Here is a 20,499-nt window from a genome sequence, read left to right on the forward strand (position 1 = left end):
CGGTGGTGAACTCTGTGATGAACGCTGTGGTGCCTGCCCGACGCATGCCGTGCTGACGGAACGGGTGGACGCTCGCTCCGGCGGTCTCAGCCGCCGAACAGCTGCGCCTCGTGCCCCATCACCGCGATGCGGCGGCCCTTCATGTCCCCGACCTGCGCGATCGCGTCGGCCCACTCCTGGCTCGCGAGGGCCTTCTTCAGGTCCTGCGGGGAGTCGAAGCTGAGCACGGAGATGCCGTCCCAGCCGTCCGAGCGCGGTTCCAGCGCCTTGTCGATCTCGGTGTGCCGCCAGGTGCGAAGCCCGGGCAGGCGGTAGGTCAGCTCGGCGTGGTCGCCGCGCCACCAGTCGATGAACTGCTCGTGCGTCCACTCCGGGGGCCTGGCGGCCAGCAGGACGAGGTTGTACATGACGGTCCTCCGTGGGTGTCCGGTCGAAGCGGAGTCGCATGGGCCGTTGCATGGGGCCCGGTGGGTTCAGGTGAAGCGGATCTCGGACGACCGGCCGATCAGCAGGCGCTGCAGACGTCCGTGGCCGTCCACCCGGCCCGCGGCGACGAAGCTCGCCTCGGGCACTCCCGCGCGCCGCACCTCGCCGAGGAAGAGCTCGTCCTGGCCGAGGGTGGTCGCGGACAGGAGATGGTGGGTGCGGGTGCCCTTCTCGCGCTGTTCGAGATAGCCGACGAGGGCGGCACGGTCGCCGGCGAAGTCGGTCGCGTTGCCGTCGCCGGTGGAGAACAGGATGGAGAGGGTGAAGTCGTCGCTGATCAGGTCGAGGATCCGGGTCGGTTCGTCGCTGTCGAGGATGTCGAACCAGGCGGTGAGGAAGGGTGCGGGGGCGGCGTCCGTGGAGGTGTCGGTCATGTCGGCTCCCAGGGATCGGTGGGTGTGTGTGCCGGGCTGGGGCGCGGCTAGTGCGGCCGGTCGATGAGGTCGTAGGTGGTGCTGAAGTACGACTGGTAGCGCGCCATGCGTCCGTCGGGTGTGACGACGGCGGCCGACAGGAAGGAGCCGACACTCTTCCCGGACTCGGTGACCACTCCGTACACGGTCTCCAGATCGCCGTCGGAGCTGTGCCGGAGGATTTCGTGTCCCCTCTCGACGGCGTTGCGGCCGGCGATGTAGGCGGCGAAGTCGTCCCTGGAGGTTCCCGTCGCCTCGCGACCGGGCAATGCGATCAGGAATCGGAAGTCGGGCACGAGGAGTTCGAGTGCCTGACGGGGGTCGTCGCTGTCCATGCGGGCCATGTAGTCGGGGATTACGCCGGCCATGGGAGTCCTCTCCATGCTGGGAATGGCTGGTTTCCGTCGCGGACGCACGTCAGTCGCGCGCGGGATTCAGTCACGGGCGGGCGGGGTGAAGAAGTCACCCTGTGACTCCCAGCGGCCGTCTCTGACGACGACCTTCTGGACGTCACGGGTGCCGAGGTGGTGGTCCGCGGAGAAGTTGAGGACCGGTGCGACGCCGGTGTCGACCGCTCGGGCCTTCTGGTAGGCGGCGATCAGCGACTGGGAGGTGACGGGGCCGTCGATGGTTCGGGCGATCTCGACGAACGCCTTGGCCGCGGCCCAGCCCCACAGAGTGATGAAGTCGGCCGGCTGCCCGCGCTCGTACTTCGCCATCGCGGAGCGGAACTCGTTGATGGCCGGGTCGTCGTCGTTGGGTGACTTCACCAGTTGCACCGCCTTGACGCCTTCGGCCGCCTTGCCCGCGAGGGTGAGGGTGGACTGTGCCGCGACCGGAGCGTAGCCGTAGACGGGGGTGGACAGCCCCTGCAGCTTGGCTTCCTTCAGGTAGGACGCGGCCTCGGCGGCGGCGAGGATCACCACGACGGCGTCGGGTTTCTCACGCTTCACCTTGCTGATCACCGGGCTGTAGTCGGTGGTCTGGAACTTGACCGACAGGCTTTTGACCCGGACCGACGGATCGGTCTTGCGGGCGGCCGGGCCGATCTCCTTGGCGACGTTCACGAAGGCCGCTGGGTCGCTGTGCACGACGAGTACCTTCTTCGCCCCGTCGCGTGCCGCCCACTGCCCGAGCGCCGATGCCTGGTCCTCGTAGAGGGTCTGCATGCCGAACAGTCCGTCGCGGGCCGGCTGGTACCAGGACTTGTCTCCGCCCAGGGTGTTGAGGACGGGGACCTTCGACTGCTCGAGTACGAAAGGGAAGGTGGCCTGGGACTGGGCGGTGCCGTTGGTGGCGACGATCGCCACCACTCCGTCCTGGTCGACGAGCCGGCGGGCGATCTGCACGGTCTGCTGCGGATCGTAGGCGTTGTCCTTGACGATCCAGTCGATCTTGCGTCCGTTGATCCCGCCACGGGCGTTGACCGACTTGAAGTACGCCTCGGCGCCGGCTTTCTCGGGGATGCCGAACGAGGCCAGGGCTCCCGTGAGCGGGTACCACGCGCCGATCCTGATGACGTCGTCCCGCGCCGCGGGGCCGCCGGCGCCGCAGGCGCTCGCCGTCAGGGCGAGCAGGGCGGTGACTGCGGCGATGAGCGAGCGTGTCATGCGTCGTCGCAAGACCCCTCCTCAGATCAACCTGAGTTAAGTTCAGTTCAGTTTGGATTTTAATCCCGCGGTAACAGCCCTGGCAATGGCTCGTCACGTACTGAGAAAGCAGTGCGGCCCTCCGACGGGGTGTCCGTCGGAGGGCCGCGAGGTGTGGTGACCGCTCAGCGCGTCAGGAGGCGACCATCCGGACGCACGCGCCCTCGATCAGCTCGCTGACCTCCGAGAGCGGGGTCGGTCCCGACGGCCGGTACCACCGCCACACGCTGACGATCAGCCCGAGCACACCCGCACCGAGCAGCTGCGCGTCACGCAGCGGGAAGGAGCCTTGGGACATGCCCTTGACCAGCAGCGTCGTCCAGTCCCGTTCCACGACCTGGACCAGCTGGCGGGCCGCGACGCGCTCGTCCTCCTCGCGCTTGGACCTGCGCGAACCGGACAGCAGATCCATGTGGTTCTGCAGGATGCGCATCTGCAGGACCTCCTGCGGGGACACGTCGTAGGCGGCGCGGACCGCGGCCCGCAGCGCCTCGACGGGGTCCGCGGCGTCCTTCGTCGCCTCCACGAACCGGTCGTGGGAGCGCTGCAGTTCAAGCCGCATGATGGTGAGCAGGCAGTGGGTCTTCGACTCGAAGTAGTGGTAGAGGGCCGTCTGCCCGATGCCGACGCGCTCCGCAACCGTCGACCACTTGGTGGCCTCGAAGCCGGTCTCACCGAAACAGTCCACCGCGGCCGTGAGAATGGCCGCGCGCTTGGACCGCGGGCCCGCCTCCGGTTCAACGATCCTCGTCATGCTCCCTCTCCATGGCCGTCACCCACCGTGTCCGTACCCGAGAGTAAACCCAAGCTGAACTCAGTTGCCAATCGGATCCGGTCAGAGGCGTTCGAGCATGGCCGGTCAGAGGCGTTCGAGCACGGTCGCGTTGGCCATCCCGCCGCCCTCGCACATCGTCTGCAGACCGTAGCGGCCGCCGGTCCTGCGCAGCTGGTGGACGAGCGTGGTCATCAGCCGGGCGCCCGTCGCGCCGAGCGGATGCCCGAGCGCGATCGCCCCGCCGAAGGCGTTGACCCGCTCCTGGACGGCGCCGATCTCCTTCTGCCAGGCGAGGACGACGGAGGCGAAGGCCTCGTTGATCTCGACCAGGTCGATGTCGTCGATGGACAGGCCCGCCTTGTCCAGGACCTTCTCCGTGGCCGGGATCGGGCCGGTCAGCATGTGGATCGGGTCGGAGCCGACCACGGCCATGGTGTGCACGCGGGCCAGGGGGGTCAGACCGTGGCGGCGGACCGCGTCCGCGGAGGCGATGAGCAGGGCGGCGGCACCGTCGGAGATCTGGCTGGCGACGGCGGCCGTCAGCCGCCCGTCCTCGCTGAGAGTCTTCAGTCCCGCCATCTTCTCGAGCGTGGTGTCGGCACGCGGGCCCTCGTCGGCGGCGAGTCCGAAGGCCGGGATGATCTCGTCGTCGAAGGCTCCGCCGCCCTGCGCGGCGAGGGCCCGCTGGTGGCTGGTGAGCGCGAACCGTTCCATGTCCTCGCGGGAGACGCCCCACTTCTCGGCGATCAGCTCGGCGCCACGGAACTGCGAGACCTCCTGGTCCCCGAAGTGTTCGCGCCAGCCGTCCCCGGCGAAGGGACTGCCCATACCCGCCTGTTCGCCCACGAACATGGGGCTGGCTATCGGCACCAGGCTCATCACCTCCACCCCGCCCGCGACGACCAGGTCGGCGGCACCGGATCCGACGGCCTGGGCGGCGAAGTGCACGGCCTGCTGGGAGGAGCCGCACTGACGGTCGATGGTGGTTCCGGGTACGTGCTGGGGCAGCCCCGCCGACAGCCAGGCGGTGCGGGCGATGTTTCCGGTCTGGGCCCCGATCTGGCTGACACAGCCGAAGTACACGTCGTCGACCGCGCCCGGGTCGGCTCCCGTACGTTCCAGCAGGGCACGCAGCACATGGGCGCCGAGATCGGCCGGGTGCACGCCGCTGAGCGTGCCCTTGCGGCGGCCGACCGGGGTACGGACGGCCCCGACGATGAATGCTTCCGACACGGTGGGCTCCCTGGTTCGGAGGGCGAGTTGAGTGATCTGGGGCCTGGACGAGTTGAGTGATCAGGGCCGGGAGGGGGTGCGCGTGAAGTCGGGCGCCCGCTTGTCGAGGAACGCGGCGACGCCTTCGCTGCCCTCGTCGGAGGCGGCCGCGGCGGCGAGCGCACGGGCCTCGTCGTCGAGATGCCGGGTGAGATCCGCCGTCTGACCGGAGGCGACGAGGCGGCGGGTGGCGCCGAAGGCGCGGGTGGGGCCGCGGCGCAGGGCCTCGGCGGTCCGCTCGGCCTCGGCGGCCAGTTCGCCGGACGGGACGACACGGCTCACCAGACCGATCATGGCGGCTTCCGCCGCCGGTACACGGCGGTTCGTCAGCAGCAGCTCCACCGCCCGCTTGGGCCCGACGAGGCGGGGCAGCTGCCAGCTCACCCCGGCGTCCGGCGAGTAGCCGATACCGGTGTACGCGGCGGTGAACGTGACGTTGTCGGCCGCGAGTGTCACGTCGGCGGCCGCGGCAAGGCCGATGCCCGCGCCGGCGACGGCGCCCTGGACGGCGGCCACCATGGGCGCGTCGATCGAGGCGAACGTGCGCAGGGCGTCGTGCAGCGCGTCGGTCACCGCGACGAGGTGTTTCTCCAGGGCCTCACCGGTCAGCCGGGAGAACTCCCTGAGGTCGCCGCCGACGCAGAAGGACTGCCCCTCGCCAGTGAGCAGCACGGCCCGTACGGCCTCACGTTCGCAGGCCCGTGCCGCGTCGAGGAGTCCGCGCGCCGTCTCGAGATCGATCGCGTTGCCTGCTTGGCCCCGGCGCAGCGTGACGCGGGCGAGGCCGTCGTCCTGGATCTCGACGCCGACGCTCGCCGCGCGATCCGCGCCACCCGGGCCGGCGTCGGCCGTCGCGCGGTCCTGCGCGCCCGGTCCGGTGCCCGTCACCGCGCGGTCCATCCGCCGTCGACGGTCAGGACCTGTCCGGTGCAGTACGAGGACGCGTCCGAGGCCAGGAACAGCAGTGCGCCGTCGAGTTCATGGCCGTCGCCGCCGCGGCGCAGCAGGGTGTTGCGTTCGACCCAGCGGCGGGAGCGCTCGTCGCCGAAGAGGTCCTCGGTCATCTCGGTGCGGAACCAGCCCGGGGCGAGCGCGTTGACGCGTGTCCCGCTACAGCCCCACTGTCCGGCCAGCTCACGGGTCAGGCCGATGAGGCCGGCCTTGGACGCGGAGTAGCTCGCTCCGCCGAGGGGTGCGGCCGAGACCAGGCCGAGGATGGAGGAGACGTTGATGATGCTCCTGCCGCCGCTCGCCGGGGCCGGGGCCTCGGCTGTCAGCCGGGCCAGATGGAACGGCGCGGTGAGGTTGACGCCGAGGACGTCGGCGAAGGCGTCCGGCGACTCGTCCTCGGCACGGGTCTCGCCCGAGGTCGCGGCGTTGTTGACGAGGATGTCGATGCGGCCGGTGGTGGTCAGCGCCGCCTCGATGAGCCTCGTACGGTCGGCCTCCACTGCGACGTCGCAGGCGACCGGGTGGATGCGCGCGTCGGAGTCGGCGAGTTCCTTCAGCCGGTCGACGCGGCGGGCGGCAGCGAACACGGTGGCGCCGGCCTGCGCGAGGACGCTCGCGAACCGGGCGCCGAGCCCCGCGGACGCACCGGTGACGATGGCCGTCCTGCCCTCCAACGAGAACAGGTCACCGGCGGGGCGCGGCGGGCTCGGTCGTCCCTCTCCGTCCGCGGGGCGCGGCGGGCTCGGTCGTTCTTCCCGTTCGGCGGGTCGCGGCGCGTTCACTCGTCGACTCCGATCGGCAGGGCGGTCGCGCCGCCGTCGAGCACCAGGGTCTGGCCGGTCATCCAGGAGGAGGCGTCGGAGGCGAGGAACAGGGCCGCGTTCGCCACGTCCTCCACCGTGCCCAGGCGCCGCATCGGCAGCTTGGCGGTCAGGATGGGCTCCCGGACCTCCCACACCGCACGCGCCAGTTCGGTCTTGATCAGGCCGGGGGCGATGGCGTTCACCCGTGCTCGCGGCCCGAGTTCGTAGGCGAGCTGCCGGGTCATGTGGAGCATGGCCGCCTTGGTGGCGTTGTAGTAGCCGATGTGCGGGTCGACGATCAGTCCGCCGACGGAGGCGATGTTGACGACCGCTCCCCCGTGCTCGGCCATCCAGGCGCGCCAGGCGCAGCGGGTCCAGGCGATCATCCCGTACTGGTTGACCCGTACCGTCTTCTCCGCGCGCGGCAGATCCAGGTCGAGCAGGTCGCCGTGGTACGGGTTGGTCGCCGCGTTGTTGACGAGGATGTCGACGCGGCCGAAGCGGGTCATGGTCTCGTCGACGCAGGCCTCGGCCTGGTCGGGTTCGCCGGCGTTGGCCACCACGGTGTGGACGTCGCCGTCGCCCTTGACGCGCAGCAACTCCTCGCGTGCCTCGGCCAGTCCGGCCGCCTTGCGCGCCGCTATGACCACGTGCGCGCCGGCGGTCCGGTAGGCGGTGGCGATGCCGAGGCCGATGCCGCGGGATCCGCCGGTGATGACGGCCACCTTGCCGTCGAGGGTGTCGGCGCTCACGCTGCCCCTGCCTTCGTGTCGGCCGTCTGCCGTTCGGCCTTCGGGTCGGTTTTCCTGTACCGGGCGAGTTCCTGTCGGGCGACCGTGCGCAGGTGCACCTCGTCGGGCCCGTCGGCGATCTTCAGTGCGCGGGTGATGGAGAACAGCCGGGCCAGTACGGTGTCGTCGCTGACGCCCGCCGCGCCGTGTGTCTGGACGGCGCGGTCGACCACCTTGTGGGCGACCTCCAGCGCCGCCACCTTGATCGCGGCGACCTCCATCCGGGCGGCGGCGTTGCCGACGGTGTCCATCAGCCAGGCCGACTTCAGTACCAGCAGCCGTAGTTGTTCGATCTCGATACGGCTGCGGGCGATCCACTCGCGCACCACGCCGCGGTCGGCGAGGGGCCCGCCGAAGGCGACCCGCTCGGTGGCGCGTTCGCACATCAGCTGCAGGGCGCGCTCGGCGAAGCCCACGGCGCGCATCGCGTAGTGCATGCGTCCGGGCCCGAGCCGCCCCTGGGCGATGGCGAATCCGTCGCCCTCACCGCCGAGGATGTTCTCCACGGGCACGCGGACGTCCTCGAAGAGCACCTCGCCGTGGCCGCACCGGTCGGTGTAGCCGAACATCGGCAGGTCGCGCAGGACGGTGACGCCCGGCGTGTCGCGGGGGATGAGCAGCATGCTCTGCTGGCGGTAGGTGGGCGCGTCCGGGTCGGTCTTGCCCATCAGGATGATCAGCTTGCAGTCGGGGTCGAGGATCCCGGAGGTGTACCACTTGCGGCCGTTGACGACGTAGCTGTCGCCGTCGCGGGTGATGCGGGTGCGGATGTTGCGGGCGTCGGAGCTGGCGACCTCGGGCTCGGTCATCGCGAAGCAGGACCGGATCCCGGCCGCCAGCAGGGGCCGCAGCCAGCGCTCCTGCTGTGCGGGGGTGCCGTACAGCGCGAGCAGTTCCATGTTGCCGGTGTCGGGGGCCGAGCAGTTGAACACCTCGGGGCCGATGATGGAGCGGCCCGCCAGCTCCATGAGGGGCGCGTATTCGAGGTTGGTGAGTCCGGCGCCCCAGTCGCCGTGCGCCATGAAGAGGTTCCACAGGCCCTCGGCGCGTGCCTTCTCCTTCAGCTCGGTCATCACCGGCGGCAGCGCGTGCGGGTCGTCCGCCTCGGCCAGCTGCCGGTCGTAGACGGCCTCCGCGGGGAAGACGTGCTGTTCCATGAACGACCGCATACGGTCCTGGAGTTCACTCGCCCGGGGCGAGAATCCGAAGTCCACGAGTTGCTCCTCATGCTGTGGTGTGCCTGGCGGGTGCGGGTCAGCCGAGGATGTCGCGCGCCGTGCGGATCATCGCGGCGATGGTGGGCGGCAGTCGCTCCTGGTCCGGGTCGTGGTGCTTGCCCTCGCGGTGCCGGCGCAGGTTGTGGCCCATGATCGCGGCCATCTTCATGCGGCCCAGGGCGCGGAACCAGTCCATCGCGGGCAACGCCGGGCCGCCATCGCCGTAGGCGTCGAGGAGTTCGGCCTCGGTGGGCAGGCCGGGTACGGCGCGGCCGAGCTGCGGGAAGTTGCGGTGGTCGGCGAAGAGCAGGAACCAGCCCAGGTCGATGCGTGGGTCGCCGACGCTCCAGATCTCCCAGTCGACGACCGCCACCGCGCGCTCGCCGACGCACAGCACGTTCCCGAGCCGGAAGTCGCCGTGCAGCAGCACCGGCGGCAGACCCTCGGGCACGTCGTCGGTGAGGCGCTTGAGCAACTCCTCGCCTCCTGGCCGCAGTTCGGACGGTACGGCGTGCAGGGTGCGGCTCCAGCGTGCCAGCTCACCGGCGGCGTCGAGTGGTTCGGGCGCGTCCAGGCCGGGTGTGCCGACGTCGGTCTCGTGCAGCCGCCGCAGCACGGAGGCGATCCGCAGCATGCGCGCGCGGGCCGTGGCGGCGGGCACCTCGGGTTCGTCCAGGACGGGCTCGACGGCCTCGCCGGCGGCGAAGTCCATGGCGAACCAGGCCGGTTGGCTCTCGTCGACGGCGGCGACACCCGGCACCGGCACCGCGGTTGCGGCGAGCGCGCGCAGTACCCGTGCCTGACGCAGGACGTCGTTGCGTCCGACGGGCCGCTGTCCGGGAGGCACCGCCTTGATGACGTACGCCGCCTCGCCCGCGTTCACCGCGTACGTCAGCCCCGAGTGGCCGCCGGGCAGGGTCCTCAACTCGCCGACGGGCGCCCCCGGATGGCGGCGGCCCAGAGCGTCACGGACCCGTGCGGCCAGCTCTGTCACCTGCGTGACCGTGCTCATCGGACGGGCTCCTTGGGCAGGCCGAGCACCCGCTCGGCGAGGATGTTGTGCTGGATCTCGTCGGTGCCGCCCGCGATGCTGTAACCGGGCGCGCCGAGCAGGTGCTCCGTCCAGGCGTACGTGCCCCACTCCCCCGTGTCGGCGACGAGGCGCGGCCCGAGCAGCTCGGACACCAGGTCGCTGGTGCGGCGCATGGTCTCGGTGGCGTACAGCTTGCCGACCGAGGCCTCGGCTCCGGGCTCTCGTCCGGCGACGAGGGCGCCGGTCACCCGCAGTCCGATGAGCCGCTGCACGAGGGCGCGGAGGTAGAGGTCCGCAGCCTGGCGCTGTTCGCCGCCGGTGAGCGGGCGGGGCAGGTTCCTGGCCAGGTCCAGAGCTCGGTCGGCGTTGTCGAGGCCCAGGTTTCCGGAGTCGAGCCGCTCTGCGGCCAGCACACTCAGCGTGACCCGCCAGCCCTCGCCGACCGGTCCCAGCCGGTCGGTGTCGGGCACGATCACGTCGTCGAGGTAGACCTCGTTGAAGCTGGTCCCGCCGGTCATCTGCTGGATGGGCCGTACGGTCACGCCCGGCGCGTCCATGCGCACCAGGAAGACGGTGATGCCGGCGTGCTTGCGTACGTCCGGGTCGGTGCGGCACACCGCGACCCCCCAGGTCGCGACCCCGGCCCCGGAGGTCCACAGCTTGTGGCCCCGCAGCACCCAGTGATCCCCTTCACGAACCGCCTTCGTCCGCACCGCGGCGAGGTCGGATCCCGCCTCGGTCTCGGAGAAGAGCTGGCAGGCCAGCTCGTCCGTGCGCAGCATGGGCCGCAGCCAGCGCTCCTTCTGCTCGTCGGTGCCCCAGATGCCGATCGCGGGGGCGACGAGCTGCTGGGTCACGGGGAAGATCTCGGTGCGGTGCGGCACGTCGAAGGCCGCTTCCTCGGTGCGGTAGAGCTGCTCGTAGTACGCGGGCAGCTCGCGGCCTCCGTACCCCGTCTGCCAGTTGAGGGCGCCCCAGCCCTGGTCGTACCGGGTGCGTTCCCAGTCCTGGGTGCGGGCGGTGTGCTCGCGTTCCTGCTGCTGCGTCCAGTTCTCGAACACGGCGACGGAGTCGGAGCCGCTGCCCCACGCCCCGTCGGCGGTGCGCGGGCGGGCGACCGTGCCGAGCCACTGCCGGGCCTGCGCGCGGAACGCGTCGGGGTCCGGGATACCGCTCATTGCCTTCCTCTCCTTCCTCCGTCGCGGGTCCTTTTGTCGCGGATCCCTTTGTCGCGGATCCTTTTGTCGCGGATCAGCGGGACAGCACCGTGCAGGCGCTCACGCCCGGGGCGCCGTACACATGGGTGAAGCCGACCCTCGGTCCGCCCTGGACCTGGCGTTCGCCGGCCCGGCCGCGCAGCTGCTGGACGACCTCGTAGACCTGGCGCAGTCCCGATGCACCGATGGGTTCGCCGTTGGCGATGCAGCCGCCGTCGGTGTTGACCGGCAGGGTGCCGCCGATCTCGGTGGCGCCGGAGGCGATCAGCCGCTCCTGTTCGCCGTTCTCGCAGAACCCGCACTCGGCCATGTGCATGATCTCGGCGCCGCTCTCGGTGTCCTGGAGCTGGCACACGTCCACGTCCCCGGGACCGAGCCCCGCCTCCTCGAAGGCGGCGGCGGAGGCATCGCGGCTGACGCTGGTGAGTTCGCCCCCGGGGATCCAGGGGCTGAACACCTCGAACGAGCCGAAGCGGCGGGTGCGTACGGCCGCCGAGCGCAGGGTGACCGACGGGCCGTCCAGAGTGCGGGCGACCTCGGGCGAGCACAGGACGAGCGCGGCGGCGCCCGCTCCCGGCGAGCAGAACATGAAGCGGGTCAGGGGATCGCTGACCATGCCGGAGTCGAGGATCTCCTCGGCGGACACCGGCTTGCGCCGCCATGCCTCGGGGGTCAGCCCTCCGTTGCGATACGCCTTCTCCGCGACCAGGGCGAGGGTCCGCGGCGTGATTCCGTGGTCGTGCATGTAGCGCTGGATCTTCATGCCGAAGAACTGGGTGGTCACCATCAGTCCGTCGCTGCCGTACTCGGCGCCCAGTCCCCAGTCCTCGGGGCGCGGGTCGAAGGCGCCGCGCGGGTGCTTGTCGAAGCCGACAGCGAGGACGACGTCCGCCATGCCGGAGCGGATCGCGTTCACGGCGGAGATCAGGGCGCTGCCGCCGGTCGCGCAGCCGTTCTTGACGTTGACGAACGGCAGTCCGGTGAGGCCGAGTTGGGCCACCAGGGTGTCGGCGAGCCCGGCGCTGTCGCTGCCGCCGAACGCCGCTTTCACCCGCGACCACTCGATTCCGGCGTCCGCGAGAGCGGTGTTCACCGCGCCGACGGCCAGTTGGCGACCGCTTGCCTCCGTGCGGCCGAACGGGGTGCGACCGGCACCGCAGATCAGGACGTCGGCGCTCATGAGCTCCCCTGGTGGCCGGTGGTGGGGCGGGCCCGCGGAACTCCGTCACCCGCGGTCACCGTGAGGGGCATGCCGATGCGGACCTCCTCGAAGTCGTCGACGTCGAGGACGGCGGCGACCCGTACGCCGTCCGGCAGTTCGACATAGCCGAGCGCGAACGGTACGAAGCCGCCCGGCGGGGCCTGGTACGGCGGTGACTTGGGTGCGTAGCGCTGCACCGTCCAGGTCCACAGGGTGCCCGCGCCGGACAGGGCCGCCGGGTCGGCCGGCCCTCCGCAGCGCGGACACGCGTCGTCCGCGGGGTAGACCGACACCGAGCAGCCGGAGCAGCGTGAGCCCTGGAGTACGGTCGCCGGACTGCGCGGATCCGTGGTCATGCGGATCAGCGCCCCTGCCACTTCGGCTCGCGCTTCTCCAGGAACGCCGAGACACCCTCGGCGGCGTCCTCGGAGTTGAGCGCCACGCCCACGGCGAGGTGCTCCATGACCATCAGCGACTGGGTGTCGGCGTCCAGGCTGCGGTCGATGGTCATCTTGGTGAGCCACATCGTGAACGGGCTCTTGTCGGTGAGGTCACCGATGAAGTCCTCGACCGTCTCGTCCAGCTTGTCGGCCGGGGCGGACTTGTTGATCAGGCCGAACTCGGCGGCCTCGATGCCGGACAGCAGCTTGCCGGTGAGCATCAGCTCCTTGGTCTTGCGGATGCCGATCATGCGCGGCACCCGGTAGATCGGGCCCGCGCCGCCGAACAGCGAGCGGCGGATGTGGAAGTCGCCGATCTTGGCGTCGTCCGCGGAGATGGCGAAGTCGCAGGAGATCATGATCTCGAAGCCGCCCGCGGTGACGTAACCCTCCAGGACCGCGACCGAGGGGGTCTTCATCGAGTAGAGGCGGTCGCACACCTTCGCGGACTTCACCGCGACCTCGATGGCGGTCGACTTGCCGACGAAGTCCGCCTTCAGGCTGTCGAGGTCGAACCCCGAGCAGAACGTGCCCCCACGGCCGCGGAACACCAGGACCCGCAACTCGGGGTCCTCGTCTACCTCGGTGATGATCTCGTCGAGCCGGTCCAGGATCGGCACCGTGACGCAGTTCTTCTTCCACGGTCGGTTCAGCCAGACGCGGGCGACATGACCGTCACGCTCGAACTGGATTTCGTCTTCCACTGCCATCTCAGATCCTCCAAACTGAACTGAATTCACTACGAGTCTGCGGAGGTGCTGATCCACTGTCAACCCCCTGGCCGGGATTGCCCCGACAGACGTCCGCCGGTCCGCCCGGCTCAGCTCCCGCTGCCGTCCGGAATGTCCACGAGGACCTTGAGCCGTCGCCCGTCCCGGACGTCGTGCAGCCCGGTGACGGTGCCGTGGAGGGGGATGTGATCGAGCCAGCCGTCCGTCGGGTAGCGACCGCCGGCCATGTGCTCGATGACCCTCTCGAAGACCCCGTCCGGGTAGGCCTCACAGCCGAGCAGGGCGAGTTCGGCCAGGCGCACGACGGACGCGTCGATGGCCACCGGGCCGGAGTACAGGGCCACCATCACCACCGGCGCCCGGGCGGCCAACGAGCGGATCGCGGCGTTCAGCGCATCGACCCGGCCCGAGCATTCGACGGCGGCGTCCACGCCACGGCCCCCGGTGAAGGCCATCACCTCCGCCGCCACGTCGACCGCGCCGGGGTCGAGCACCCGGGCCCCATGCCGCTCGGCCGCCGCACGGCGCGCCGGCGAGGGCTCCACCACCAGCACGTCCTCGACACCGTGCGCCTTGAACGCGAACAACGCGCCCATCCCGACCGCACCCGCGCCCGTCACCAGCGCGCTGCCGCCGCGCGGCACTCGGGCCCGCTCCACCGCGTTCAGGGCCACCGCCATCGGCTCCACCAGGGCGCCCTGCTCCAGCGGGACACCGTCGGGCAGCTGATGCACCGAGTCGGCCGGCACGGCCACGTACTGGGCGAGGCCGCCGCCCGGGGCGGTCACACCGATCGCCGCCAGGTCCGTGCACAGGTGGGACAGCCCCGACGTACAGCGCGGACACACCCCGCAGGTGCGGATCGGCCGCACGCAGACCCGGGCGCCGGGCGCGACCCGGTCGACCCCTTCCCCGCACGCCACCACGGTCCCGGCGAACTCGTGCCCCAGGGTCTGCGGGAGGGTGGCGCCGGTGAGCGGGTTGGGCACGTGCGTGGCCCGCGGCAGCTCGAAGTACTCGTGCACATCGGTGCCGCAGATCCCCGCGTACGCCACGCGGAGCTTCACCTCGCCCGGCCCCGGCTCGGGCTCGGACATCTCCTCGATCCGCAGATCCTTGGCTCCGTACAGCCTGGCGGCCAGCATGCTTCCTCCTCGGTGTCGGTCCCGTACGACACCCTTGAGGTTGCCACTGAACTGAACTGACTTCAATAGAATGTCGGGTCCGCTGCGGCTGCTGTGCCTGATCGGATCGGACACGGCACAGGCCGTCGCCGACTCGGTGTACGACGAGAGTTCAAGGAGCCCCTGTACGAGGCCTGAGCACGCGTCATCCCTGTGCCTGAGGGTGGGTCTACGATCGGCTGCTCACGGTGCCTTCGACGCGACCGCCTCCGCAGCCGCACGCCCCTCCGCGAGGGCGTGCGCGATGCGGCGCGGCACGACGCAGTCGCCGATCGCGCGGACGGTCTGGCCGTCGGCCGCGGTGAAGTCCGGGCGGCGCGGGCGGCGTTCGCCGACCGTCACCAGGAGGTCGGCGGCGAGGGACGTCTCGTGGCCGTCCATGACGTTGCGCAGGCGCAGTTCGCCGGCTGTCGTGGCCGTCACGGTGTTCATCGCGGCGATACGGAGCGGTGCGCCGGTGAGACGGTTCATCAGCTGGGTCCGGTTCTCCGGTGACAGGCCCGTCGCGAACCCGGTGCCGGAGGTGACGACCGTGACCTCGCGAGCACCCGCCGCCAGCGCGCTCTCGACGGCGCTGATGCCCTGCCACCAGCCGAAGCCGTCGTCCAGGACGGCCACCCTGGGCGCATGCGGCACGATGTCGGCGTACTGCTCGAGGAAGTCCGTGCTGGTGAGTGTGCGCAGCTCCCCCGGCACGGGGACGACCGTCTCCTCGGCGCCGGTGGCGAGCACGAGCTGGGGGTACTCGGCCAGTTCGGGGGAGGTCAGGGACGTTCCGAGCCGCAGGCGCACGCCGAGGTCGGCGAGCTGGTCGCGCTGGTATGCGACGAGCTTCTGCCAGCCCGAGCGGTGCGCGGCGCGTGCGGCTAGACGCGCCTGACCGCCGGCCTCCCGGGCACGGTCGAAGACGACGACCTCGGCGCCGGTACGGGCGAGGGCCATGGCGCACTCCATGCCCGCAGGGCCCGCGCCGAGGACGGCGACGGGTCCGGTGCGGGACCCGCGCCGGGTGAGCAACAGCGGGACGGCCGGGCGGGACGTGGCTCCCGGCGGGCCGAGCTCCGGGTTCACCGAGCACGATCCAGTGGGCTCGAAGGTCCGGCAGCCCTCGTTGCAGCCCGTGCAGGGGCGTACCGAGCGCTCGTCGCCCGCGATCACCTTGCGGGCGAAGTCCGGGTCCGCCATGAAGGGCCGTGCCATGCCCACCAGGTCGGCCCCCGAGTCCAGCGCCCGCTCGATGTCGGCCACCGAGCGGAACCCCTGGCTGATCAGCAACGGCACCGCTACCGCCGTACGCAAGCGGGCCACTGACTCCAGCAGGGGCGGGCGGGTGGTGGCCATGCCGGGGACGTAGGTGTTGCGGACGCCGGTGGTGACGTTGGCGTAGGCGAAGGGCGATGCCTCGTACAGGCGCGGAAGCAGCTCGGTCAGGTCGTCCAGGCCGAGCCCGGATCGGTCACCGGGCTCCACCGATACCCGTACGCCGATGGGGAGTCGGCCGATCTCCGTGCGGATGGCGTCGATCACCTGGGCGAGCAGGGCGATACGGTCGCCGTACTCGTCGTCGCGGGTGTTGTTGACGCGGGAGAGGAACTGGGCGAGCAGGTAGCCGTGGCCCGCGTGCAGTTCGACGCCGTGAAAGCCCGCCTGCACACTGTTCGCCGCCGAGACGCGGAAGGCGTCGACGACTCGGCGCACTTCCTCCGTGCTCAGCGGGTGGGGCGCGGTCGCCTCACGGGGGGATCGGACGGCGGCGGCGGAGACCGGGGGGTAGTAGGTGCCCGCGCCGAGGGTCTCGCGGCCGAGGTGGACGAGCTGGGCGACGGCGACGGCGCCGCCGTCGGTGATGGCCTCGGCGCGGCGGCGTACGGCGTCCTTGATCTCGGGGCGCCACGCCTCGGTCAGGTAGCGCTGCGGCAGGGTCGACGCGGGGGCCACGGCGGTGCCTCCGGTGATCACCATCCCGGCGCCGCCCCGGGCCAGTCGCCGCCAGTAGGCCGCGTCGGTGTCGGTGGGGGCGCCGTCGGCGACGGCGGCGGTGGCGTGGGCGGTGGCGACCAGGCGGTTGCGGAGGGTGAGATCACCGAGGGTGAACGGCGTGGCGAGGGTGAGGTCGGTGCGTGGCGTCATGGGGCTCTCCGTGCCCGCTCAGGCCGCGGGGTGAGTGGTGAGGCCGACGAGTTCGGCGAGCCGGGTGCGGTGGTGGTCCGCGGTGCCGAAGAGCACCTCGCTGCTGCGTGCCCTGCGCACGTACAGGTGTGCCGGGTGCTCCCAGGTGAAGCCGATCCCGCCGTGCAGCTGGACGTATTCGGCCGTGGCCAGGCGGTAGGTCTCGGAGCAGACCGCGGCGGCGGCGCTCGCGGCCACCGGCAGGTGCGGCGACGCCAGGGCCACGCAGGCGGTCGCGTACGCGGACGCCGAGCGTGCCGCCTCGAGGGCGACCAGTACGTCGGCGAGGCGGTGCTTGACCGCCTGGAAGGAGCCGATGGGGCGCCCGAACTGCTGTCGCTGGGCGACGAACTCGACGGTGGCGTCCAGCGCGTGGCCGCTGCCGCCGACCTGCTCGGCGGCGAGCGCGGCCCGCCCGGCGTCGAGTGCCGCCGTCACCTCGCCCGACTCGCCCACGGGTGTGGCAGGTGCGCCGCGGAACTCCACCAGCGCTTGGCGGCGCGTCTCGTCCAGGACCCGGCGAGGTGTCCGCGAGCAGGTGTCCTCGGCCGGCTCGCAGGCGAACAGACGGGCGCCCTCGGTGGTTCGGGCCCGGACCACGATCAGATCCGCGCCGGCTCCGTCCAGGACGAAGTCGGCAGCCCCGCGCAGCACCCACCCCGGCCCGCTCCGCTCGGCGCCGACGCCGGGCTCGTCCTCGTCGAACCCGGCCACCGTCGCGGTGAGAGTGCCGTCCGCGATCCGCGGCAGATAGCGCTCGCACGCCTGCTGGTCCTGGCTGTTCAGCAGGGCGTGCGCGGCGAGGACCACCGTCGGGAGCAGGGGCGCGCAGTACAGCGCACGCCCTGCTTCCTCCAGCGCCACGGCCAGTTCGGCGAAGGTGAAGCCGGATCCGCCGAACTCCCCCGGAATCGCCAGACCGTGCACCCCGATCTCGCCCGCGAGCCGCGCCCACAGCGTCTCGTCGTGTCCGCGCGGGGTAGCGAGATGCTTGCGGACATCCTCGGGGCCGCTCTCCTCGGTGAAGAAGTCCCGCAGGACCATGCGCAGTTCGCGCTGTTCCTCGGTCTCGGACAGCAGCTGGGGGTCGATGTCGGGGTGACGGTGGTGCATGGCGTCTCCATCGTGCTCGGGTGGCGGAGCGGGAGTGGGCGACTGGACGGGGCTGAGGTCAGCCGGCGGAGCCGCGCGTCCCGGGTCCGGTTCCGTGCGGGACGTTCCTGGTGACCGACTCCGGAAGCTCTTGGCCGGGGTCGATCGAGATCGTCTTCGTCTGCAGGTACTCCTCCACGGCGTAGGGACCGTGCTCGCGGCCGATCCCCGACTTCTTGAACCCGCCGAACGGCGAGCCCAGGTCGGCCGCGAACGTGTTGACCGAGAACGTGCCGGTGCGCACGCGTCGGGCGACCTCGAAGCCGTGTGCCGTGTCCGCCGTGAACACGGAGCCCGCCAGCCCCAGGTCACTGTCGTTGGCGATACGGATGGCGTCGTCCTCACCGCGGTGGGGGATGAGCGAGGCGACGGGTCCGAAGATCTCCTCCCTGGAGACCCTCATGTCGTTGTGCGCGTCGGTGACGAGTGTCGGCTCGTAGTACCAGCCACGCTCCAGGTGCGCCGGGCGGCGGCCACCGTAGGCGATCGTCGCGCCCTCCTTGCGTGCCACATCCACGTAGTACTCGACGCGTTCGCGCTGACGGGAGGTGACCAGCGGTCCGACCACGGTGTCGGCTTCCATGGGGTCGCCCACCTTGAGCGACGCGAAGCCGTCGGCCAGGGCCTCCGCATAGGCGCGGTACTGGGACTCGGGGACCAGCAGTCGCGACAGGGCGACGCAGCTCTGGCCCGCGTTGGTGCCGGCGGTGGCCCCGACGAGGGTGGGCAGCACGTCCTCCAGCTTCGCGTCCTCGAGGACGATGGCCGCGGACTTGCCGCCGAGCTCCAGCACGCAGGGTCGGACGAGTTCTCCGCAGGCCGCCGCGATCTTGGCGCCGACCTCGGCCGAGCCGGTGAAGCTGACCATGTCCACACCGGGGTGGCGCACCAGGTACTCGGACTCCGGGGCTCGCGCCGCGACGATGTTCAGGACACCGGGCGGCAGGCCGATCTCCTCACAGATCTCACCGATGACGAAGATCGCCAGCGGGTTGGGTTCGGTGACCTTGACGATGACGGTGCAGCCCGCGACCATCGCCGGCCCGGCCTTCTGGCCGATCGCCGGGAGCGCGAAGTTGTACGCGGGGAAGCTGGCGACCACGCCGACGGGTTCCTTGACGACCAGGCTGGCACCCGCCATGGGGATGATGCTGCCTCCTGCCGACTTGCCCGCGAGCGAGGAGAGGTCGCTGATGCGCACCTCGGCGGTCTGCAGGCTTCGGCCGATCTCGGCGGAGTAGTTGAAGCTCATGACGGGCGACACGGCCTGGTAGACCTGCGACAGGAACAGCGTGCAGCCGAGTTCCTCGGTGATCAGCTCGGCGAGCTCGGTCTGCCGCCTCTCGATGCCGTCTGCCAGACGCGAGAGATAGCCGGCTCGCTCCGCGGGAGTGAGCCGGGGCCACTCCCCTTCGTCGAACGCGCGCCGGGCCGCGGCGACCGCGGCGTCGATGTCCTCCTTGGTGGCGGCCGGGACGCTCCCGATGCGCTGCTCCGACCTCGGGGAGATCACGTCGAAGTGGTCCGTGCCCGAGGCTGCTCTCCACGCCCCGTCGATGAAGAAGGCTTTGTGATCGATCGTTGTCATCTTTGGCTCCTGCGAGGGTGGTGATGTCGTGGAACGACGTGGTCACGTGCGGTGGGTCGGTTGGGTGGCGGTGTCCGCGGCCGTGAGGCCGAAGACGAGGGCGGAGGCGAGGCCGCCCGCGTATGCGCGGTGCCACAGACCGCCGGTGTCCGATCCGGCGGCGAGGAGTCCCGGGATCGGCCGGCCGTCTTCGCCGAGCACGCGGGCCTGGTCGTCGATGCGTACGCCGTGGAACGGGAAGGTGATGGCGGGCACCGTCTCGACGACGTAGTACGGCGGTTCGTCCAGCGGCAGGCGGTCCAGCTGCCGGCCGGGCGAGGGTGCCGACCCTGCCGAGGCATGCTCGTTGAACAGCTTGACGGCGTTGCGGACGGTCTCGCCGTGGTAGCCCCATTCCTCGGGCAGGTAGGCCAGTTCGTCGAGGTCTTCGGCGAGTCCGACGCGGCCCCCTCGCCTGCTCGCGAGGGCGAACTTGTCGACGGCGACGGCACCCACGACGTACGAGCCGATGATCCAGTCGCGGAAGACGCGGGCGTCGGCGATCAGGAGACCGCGGCTTTCGGGCTGGTCGAGCAGCGCCATGGCGGTGAGGTGGTCGCCCAGCGTCTCGTCGGCGAACCGCTCGCCTTGCAGATTGAGGAGCAGTGCGTGCTCGCTGTAGTAGAGCGACATGTCGACGAAGTCGGCCGGGTCGGCGAAGGGGATGCCGCTGGGAATGAGGTGGCCGTAGAAGCCGGCGTCGTCGTGACCGGTCGCCGCGCCGGCCTGGGTGGCCAGACGGTGACCGCCGCCGCGGCTGTGCGGGTTGGAACGGAGCTGCATCCGGTCGGCGTGAGGGTGCACGTGCGCGGTGCGAAGGGCGGGGTCGCCCTGGAAGCCGCCGGTCGCGACGAGCGTGGTGCGGGCTCGCACACGGCTGCGCGTGCCGTCGGCCGCTCTCACGTCCGCTCCGACCACGGCTCCCCGCTCGACCACCAGCCGTTCGGTGTCGGTCTCCATCAGCAGGCGGCCACCGCCTTCGACGATCAGTCGTCGGCAGGTGTCGACGTAGTGGTTGGTGTCGAACTGGTGCCCGCGGCCGAAGCTGAGAACGCGTTGTTCGTCCTTGGCCGCCACGCCGACGGAGCGGATCCAGGAGATGCCGTCGGCGAAGCGGTCCACCAGCGCGCGCTTCAGCGCGCGGTCTCCGCGCGGATTGTGCTGGTCCATGACCTCATGGCTCGGGGCGGTCCAGGCGTAGCCGGCGAAGCGTGCCGAGCCGCCGACGTCCGCGGCGATCTCCACGATCGCAACGGACAGGCCGCTGCGGACGGCGCGGGCGCCTGCGGTCAGCCCCGCCATCCCGGCACCGATGATCAGCAGATCCACGCCTTCTGTGTGCACGCCGCGCTCCTCGGGCAAAGGGACATCTGGCTACGGGATCCGGG

20 protein-coding genes are annotated in these 20,499 nt (G+C 71.1%); all 20 read right to left on the bottom strand.

Annotated elements, in window-relative coordinates; genetic code table 11:
- Nucleotides 1-86: 86 nt before the first annotated feature.
- Nucleotides 87-407 (bottom strand): EthD domain-containing protein, encoded by a 321-nt coding sequence (locus OG252_RS02550; protein WP_329333329.1) that lies wholly within the window; start codon nt 405-407, stop codon nt 87-89.
- Between the two features lie 66 nt (nt 408-473).
- Nucleotides 474-860 (bottom strand): hypothetical protein, encoded by a 387-nt coding sequence (locus OG252_RS02555; RefSeq protein ID WP_329333331.1) that lies wholly within the window; start codon nt 858-860, stop codon nt 474-476.
- Between the two features lie 47 nt (nt 861-907).
- Nucleotides 908-1,267: a nuclear transport factor 2 family protein gene (locus OG252_RS02560; RefSeq protein ID WP_266452217.1), complete on the bottom strand. Its 360-nt coding sequence runs from the start codon at nt 1,265-1,267 to the stop codon at nt 908-910.
- Nucleotides 1,268-1,333: 66 nt separating this feature from the next.
- Nucleotides 1,334-2,509, bottom strand: a complete 1,176-nt coding sequence (locus OG252_RS02565; RefSeq protein WP_266452216.1) for an ABC transporter substrate-binding protein — start codon at nt 2,507-2,509, stop codon at nt 1,334-1,336.
- A gap of 172 nt (nt 2,510-2,681) precedes the next feature.
- A complete protein-coding gene (locus OG252_RS02570) occupies nt 2,682-3,302 on the bottom strand; it encodes a TetR/AcrR family transcriptional regulator (protein WP_266452215.1) in 621 nt (206 codons plus the stop codon).
- Between the two features lie 105 nt (nt 3,303-3,407).
- Nucleotides 3,408-4,556 carry an acetyl-CoA C-acetyltransferase gene (locus OG252_RS02575; RefSeq protein WP_266452213.1) on the bottom strand — a complete coding sequence of 383 codons (1,149 nt, stop codon included), beginning with the start codon at nt 4,554-4,556 and terminating at the stop codon, nt 3,408-3,410.
- 60 nt (nt 4,557-4,616) lie between these two features.
- Complete coding sequence (locus tag OG252_RS02580) at nt 4,617-5,393, bottom strand: enoyl-CoA hydratase-related protein (protein ID WP_266453198.1); 777 nt, start codon at nt 5,391-5,393, stop codon at nt 4,617-4,619.
- An 86-nt stretch (nt 5,394-5,479) separates the two neighbouring features.
- On the bottom strand, nt 5,480-6,220 hold the full coding sequence (locus OG252_RS02585) for an SDR family NAD(P)-dependent oxidoreductase (RefSeq protein WP_266452211.1): 741 nt from the start codon (nt 6,218-6,220) through the stop codon (nt 5,480-5,482).
- A 104-nt stretch (nt 6,221-6,324) separates the two neighbouring features.
- On the bottom strand, nt 6,325-7,101 hold the full coding sequence (locus OG252_RS02590) for an SDR family oxidoreductase (RefSeq protein WP_266452209.1): 777 nt from the start codon (nt 7,099-7,101) through the stop codon (nt 6,325-6,327).
- Complete coding sequence (locus OG252_RS02595) at nt 7,098-8,354, bottom strand: acyl-CoA dehydrogenase family protein (protein WP_266452207.1); 1,257 nt, start codon at nt 8,352-8,354, stop codon at nt 7,098-7,100. The genes OG252_RS02590 and OG252_RS02595 overlap by 4 nt, the downstream gene beginning before the upstream one ends.
- Before the next feature lie 40 nt (nt 8,355-8,394).
- Nucleotides 8,395-9,369, bottom strand: coding sequence for a phosphotransferase family protein (locus OG252_RS02600; protein ID WP_329333335.1), 975 nt, complete (start codon nt 9,367-9,369; stop codon nt 8,395-8,397).
- Nucleotides 9,366-10,568 carry an acyl-CoA dehydrogenase family protein gene (locus tag OG252_RS02605; protein ID WP_329333336.1) on the bottom strand — a complete coding sequence of 401 codons (1,203 nt, stop codon included), beginning with the start codon at nt 10,566-10,568 and terminating at the stop codon, nt 9,366-9,368. The genes OG252_RS02600 and OG252_RS02605 overlap by 4 nt, the downstream gene beginning before the upstream one ends.
- Nucleotides 10,569-10,641: 73 nt before the next feature.
- Entirely contained in the window at nt 10,642-11,787 is a 1,146-nt protein-coding gene (locus OG252_RS02610) for a thiolase family protein (protein ID WP_329333338.1), read from the bottom strand.
- Nucleotides 11,784-12,164, bottom strand: coding sequence for a Zn-ribbon domain-containing OB-fold protein (locus OG252_RS02615; RefSeq protein ID WP_329333340.1), 381 nt, complete (start codon nt 12,162-12,164; stop codon nt 11,784-11,786). The genes OG252_RS02610 and OG252_RS02615 overlap by 4 nt, the downstream gene beginning before the upstream one ends.
- Nucleotides 12,165-12,169: 5 nt before the next feature.
- Entirely contained in the window at nt 12,170-12,958 is a 789-nt protein-coding gene (locus tag OG252_RS02620) for an enoyl-CoA hydratase/isomerase family protein (RefSeq protein WP_266452198.1), read from the bottom strand.
- 110 nt (nt 12,959-13,068) lie between these two features.
- Nucleotides 13,069-14,124, bottom strand: a complete 1,056-nt coding sequence (locus OG252_RS02625) for an alcohol dehydrogenase catalytic domain-containing protein (protein ID WP_329333343.1) — start codon at nt 14,122-14,124, stop codon at nt 13,069-13,071.
- A gap of 222 nt (nt 14,125-14,346) precedes the next feature.
- On the bottom strand, nt 14,347-16,293 hold the full coding sequence (locus OG252_RS02630) for an oxidoreductase (RefSeq protein WP_329333345.1): 1,947 nt from the start codon (nt 16,291-16,293) through the stop codon (nt 14,347-14,349).
- 18 nt (nt 16,294-16,311) lie between these two features.
- A complete protein-coding gene (locus OG252_RS02635) occupies nt 16,312-17,445 on the bottom strand; it encodes an acyl-CoA dehydrogenase family protein (protein WP_329333347.1) in 1,134 nt (377 codons plus the stop codon).
- Nucleotides 17,446-17,503: 58 nt separating this feature from the next.
- On the bottom strand, nt 17,504-19,072 hold the full coding sequence (locus tag OG252_RS02640) for an aldehyde dehydrogenase (protein WP_329333349.1): 1,569 nt from the start codon (nt 19,070-19,072) through the stop codon (nt 17,504-17,506).
- Between the two features lie 42 nt (nt 19,073-19,114).
- Complete coding sequence (locus OG252_RS02645; RefSeq protein ID WP_329333351.1) at nt 19,115-20,455, bottom strand: FAD-dependent oxidoreductase; 1,341 nt, start codon at nt 20,453-20,455, stop codon at nt 19,115-19,117.
- Between the last annotated feature and the right edge of the window lie 44 nt (nt 20,456-20,499).

The organism is Streptomyces sp. NBC_01352 (assembly GCF_036237295.1).
Taxonomy (GTDB): Bacteria; Actinomycetota; Actinomycetes; order Streptomycetales; family Streptomycetaceae; genus Streptomyces; species Streptomyces plumbiresistens.

Coding starts and splice junctions, on each gene's coding strand:
- OG252_RS02550 (WP_329333329.1), bottom strand. CDS start 407: ATGTACAACCTCGTCCTGCTGGCCGCCAGGCCCCCGGAGTGGACGCAC.
- OG252_RS02555 (WP_329333331.1), bottom strand. CDS start 860: ATGACCGACACCTCCACGGACGCCGCCCCCGCACCCTTCCTCACCGCC.
- OG252_RS02560 (WP_266452217.1), bottom strand. CDS start 1,267: ATGGCCGGCGTAATCCCCGACTACATGGCCCGCATGGACAGCGACGAC.
- OG252_RS02565 (WP_266452216.1), bottom strand. CDS start 2,509: ATGACACGCTCGCTCATCGCCGCAGTCACCGCCCTGCTCGCCCTGACG.
- OG252_RS02570 (WP_266452215.1), bottom strand. CDS start 3,302: ATGACGAGGATCGTTGAACCGGAGGCGGGCCCGCGGTCCAAGCGCGCG.
- OG252_RS02600 (WP_329333335.1), bottom strand. CDS start 9,369: ATGAGCACGGTCACGCAGGTGACAGAGCTGGCCGCACGGGTCCGTGAC.
- OG252_RS02605 (WP_329333336.1), bottom strand. CDS start 10,568: ATGAGCGGTATCCCGGACCCCGACGCGTTCCGCGCGCAGGCCCGGCAG.
- OG252_RS02610 (WP_329333338.1), bottom strand. CDS start 11,787: ATGAGCGCCGACGTCCTGATCTGCGGTGCCGGTCGCACCCCGTTCGGC.
- OG252_RS02615 (WP_329333340.1), bottom strand. CDS start 12,164: ATGACCACGGATCCGCGCAGTCCGGCGACCGTACTCCAGGGCTCACGC.
- OG252_RS02620 (WP_266452198.1), bottom strand. CDS start 12,958: ATGGCAGTGGAAGACGAAATCCAGTTCGAGCGTGACGGTCATGTCGCC.
- OG252_RS02625 (WP_329333343.1), bottom strand. CDS start 14,124: ATGCTGGCCGCCAGGCTGTACGGAGCCAAGGATCTGCGGATCGAGGAG.
- OG252_RS02630 (WP_329333345.1), bottom strand. CDS start 16,293: ATGACGCCACGCACCGACCTCACCCTCGCCACGCCGTTCACCCTCGGT.
- OG252_RS02635 (WP_329333347.1), bottom strand. CDS start 17,445: ATGCACCACCGTCACCCCGACATCGACCCCCAGCTGCTGTCCGAGACC.
- OG252_RS02640 (WP_329333349.1), bottom strand. CDS start 19,072: ATGACAACGATCGATCACAAAGCCTTCTTCATCGACGGGGCGTGGAGA.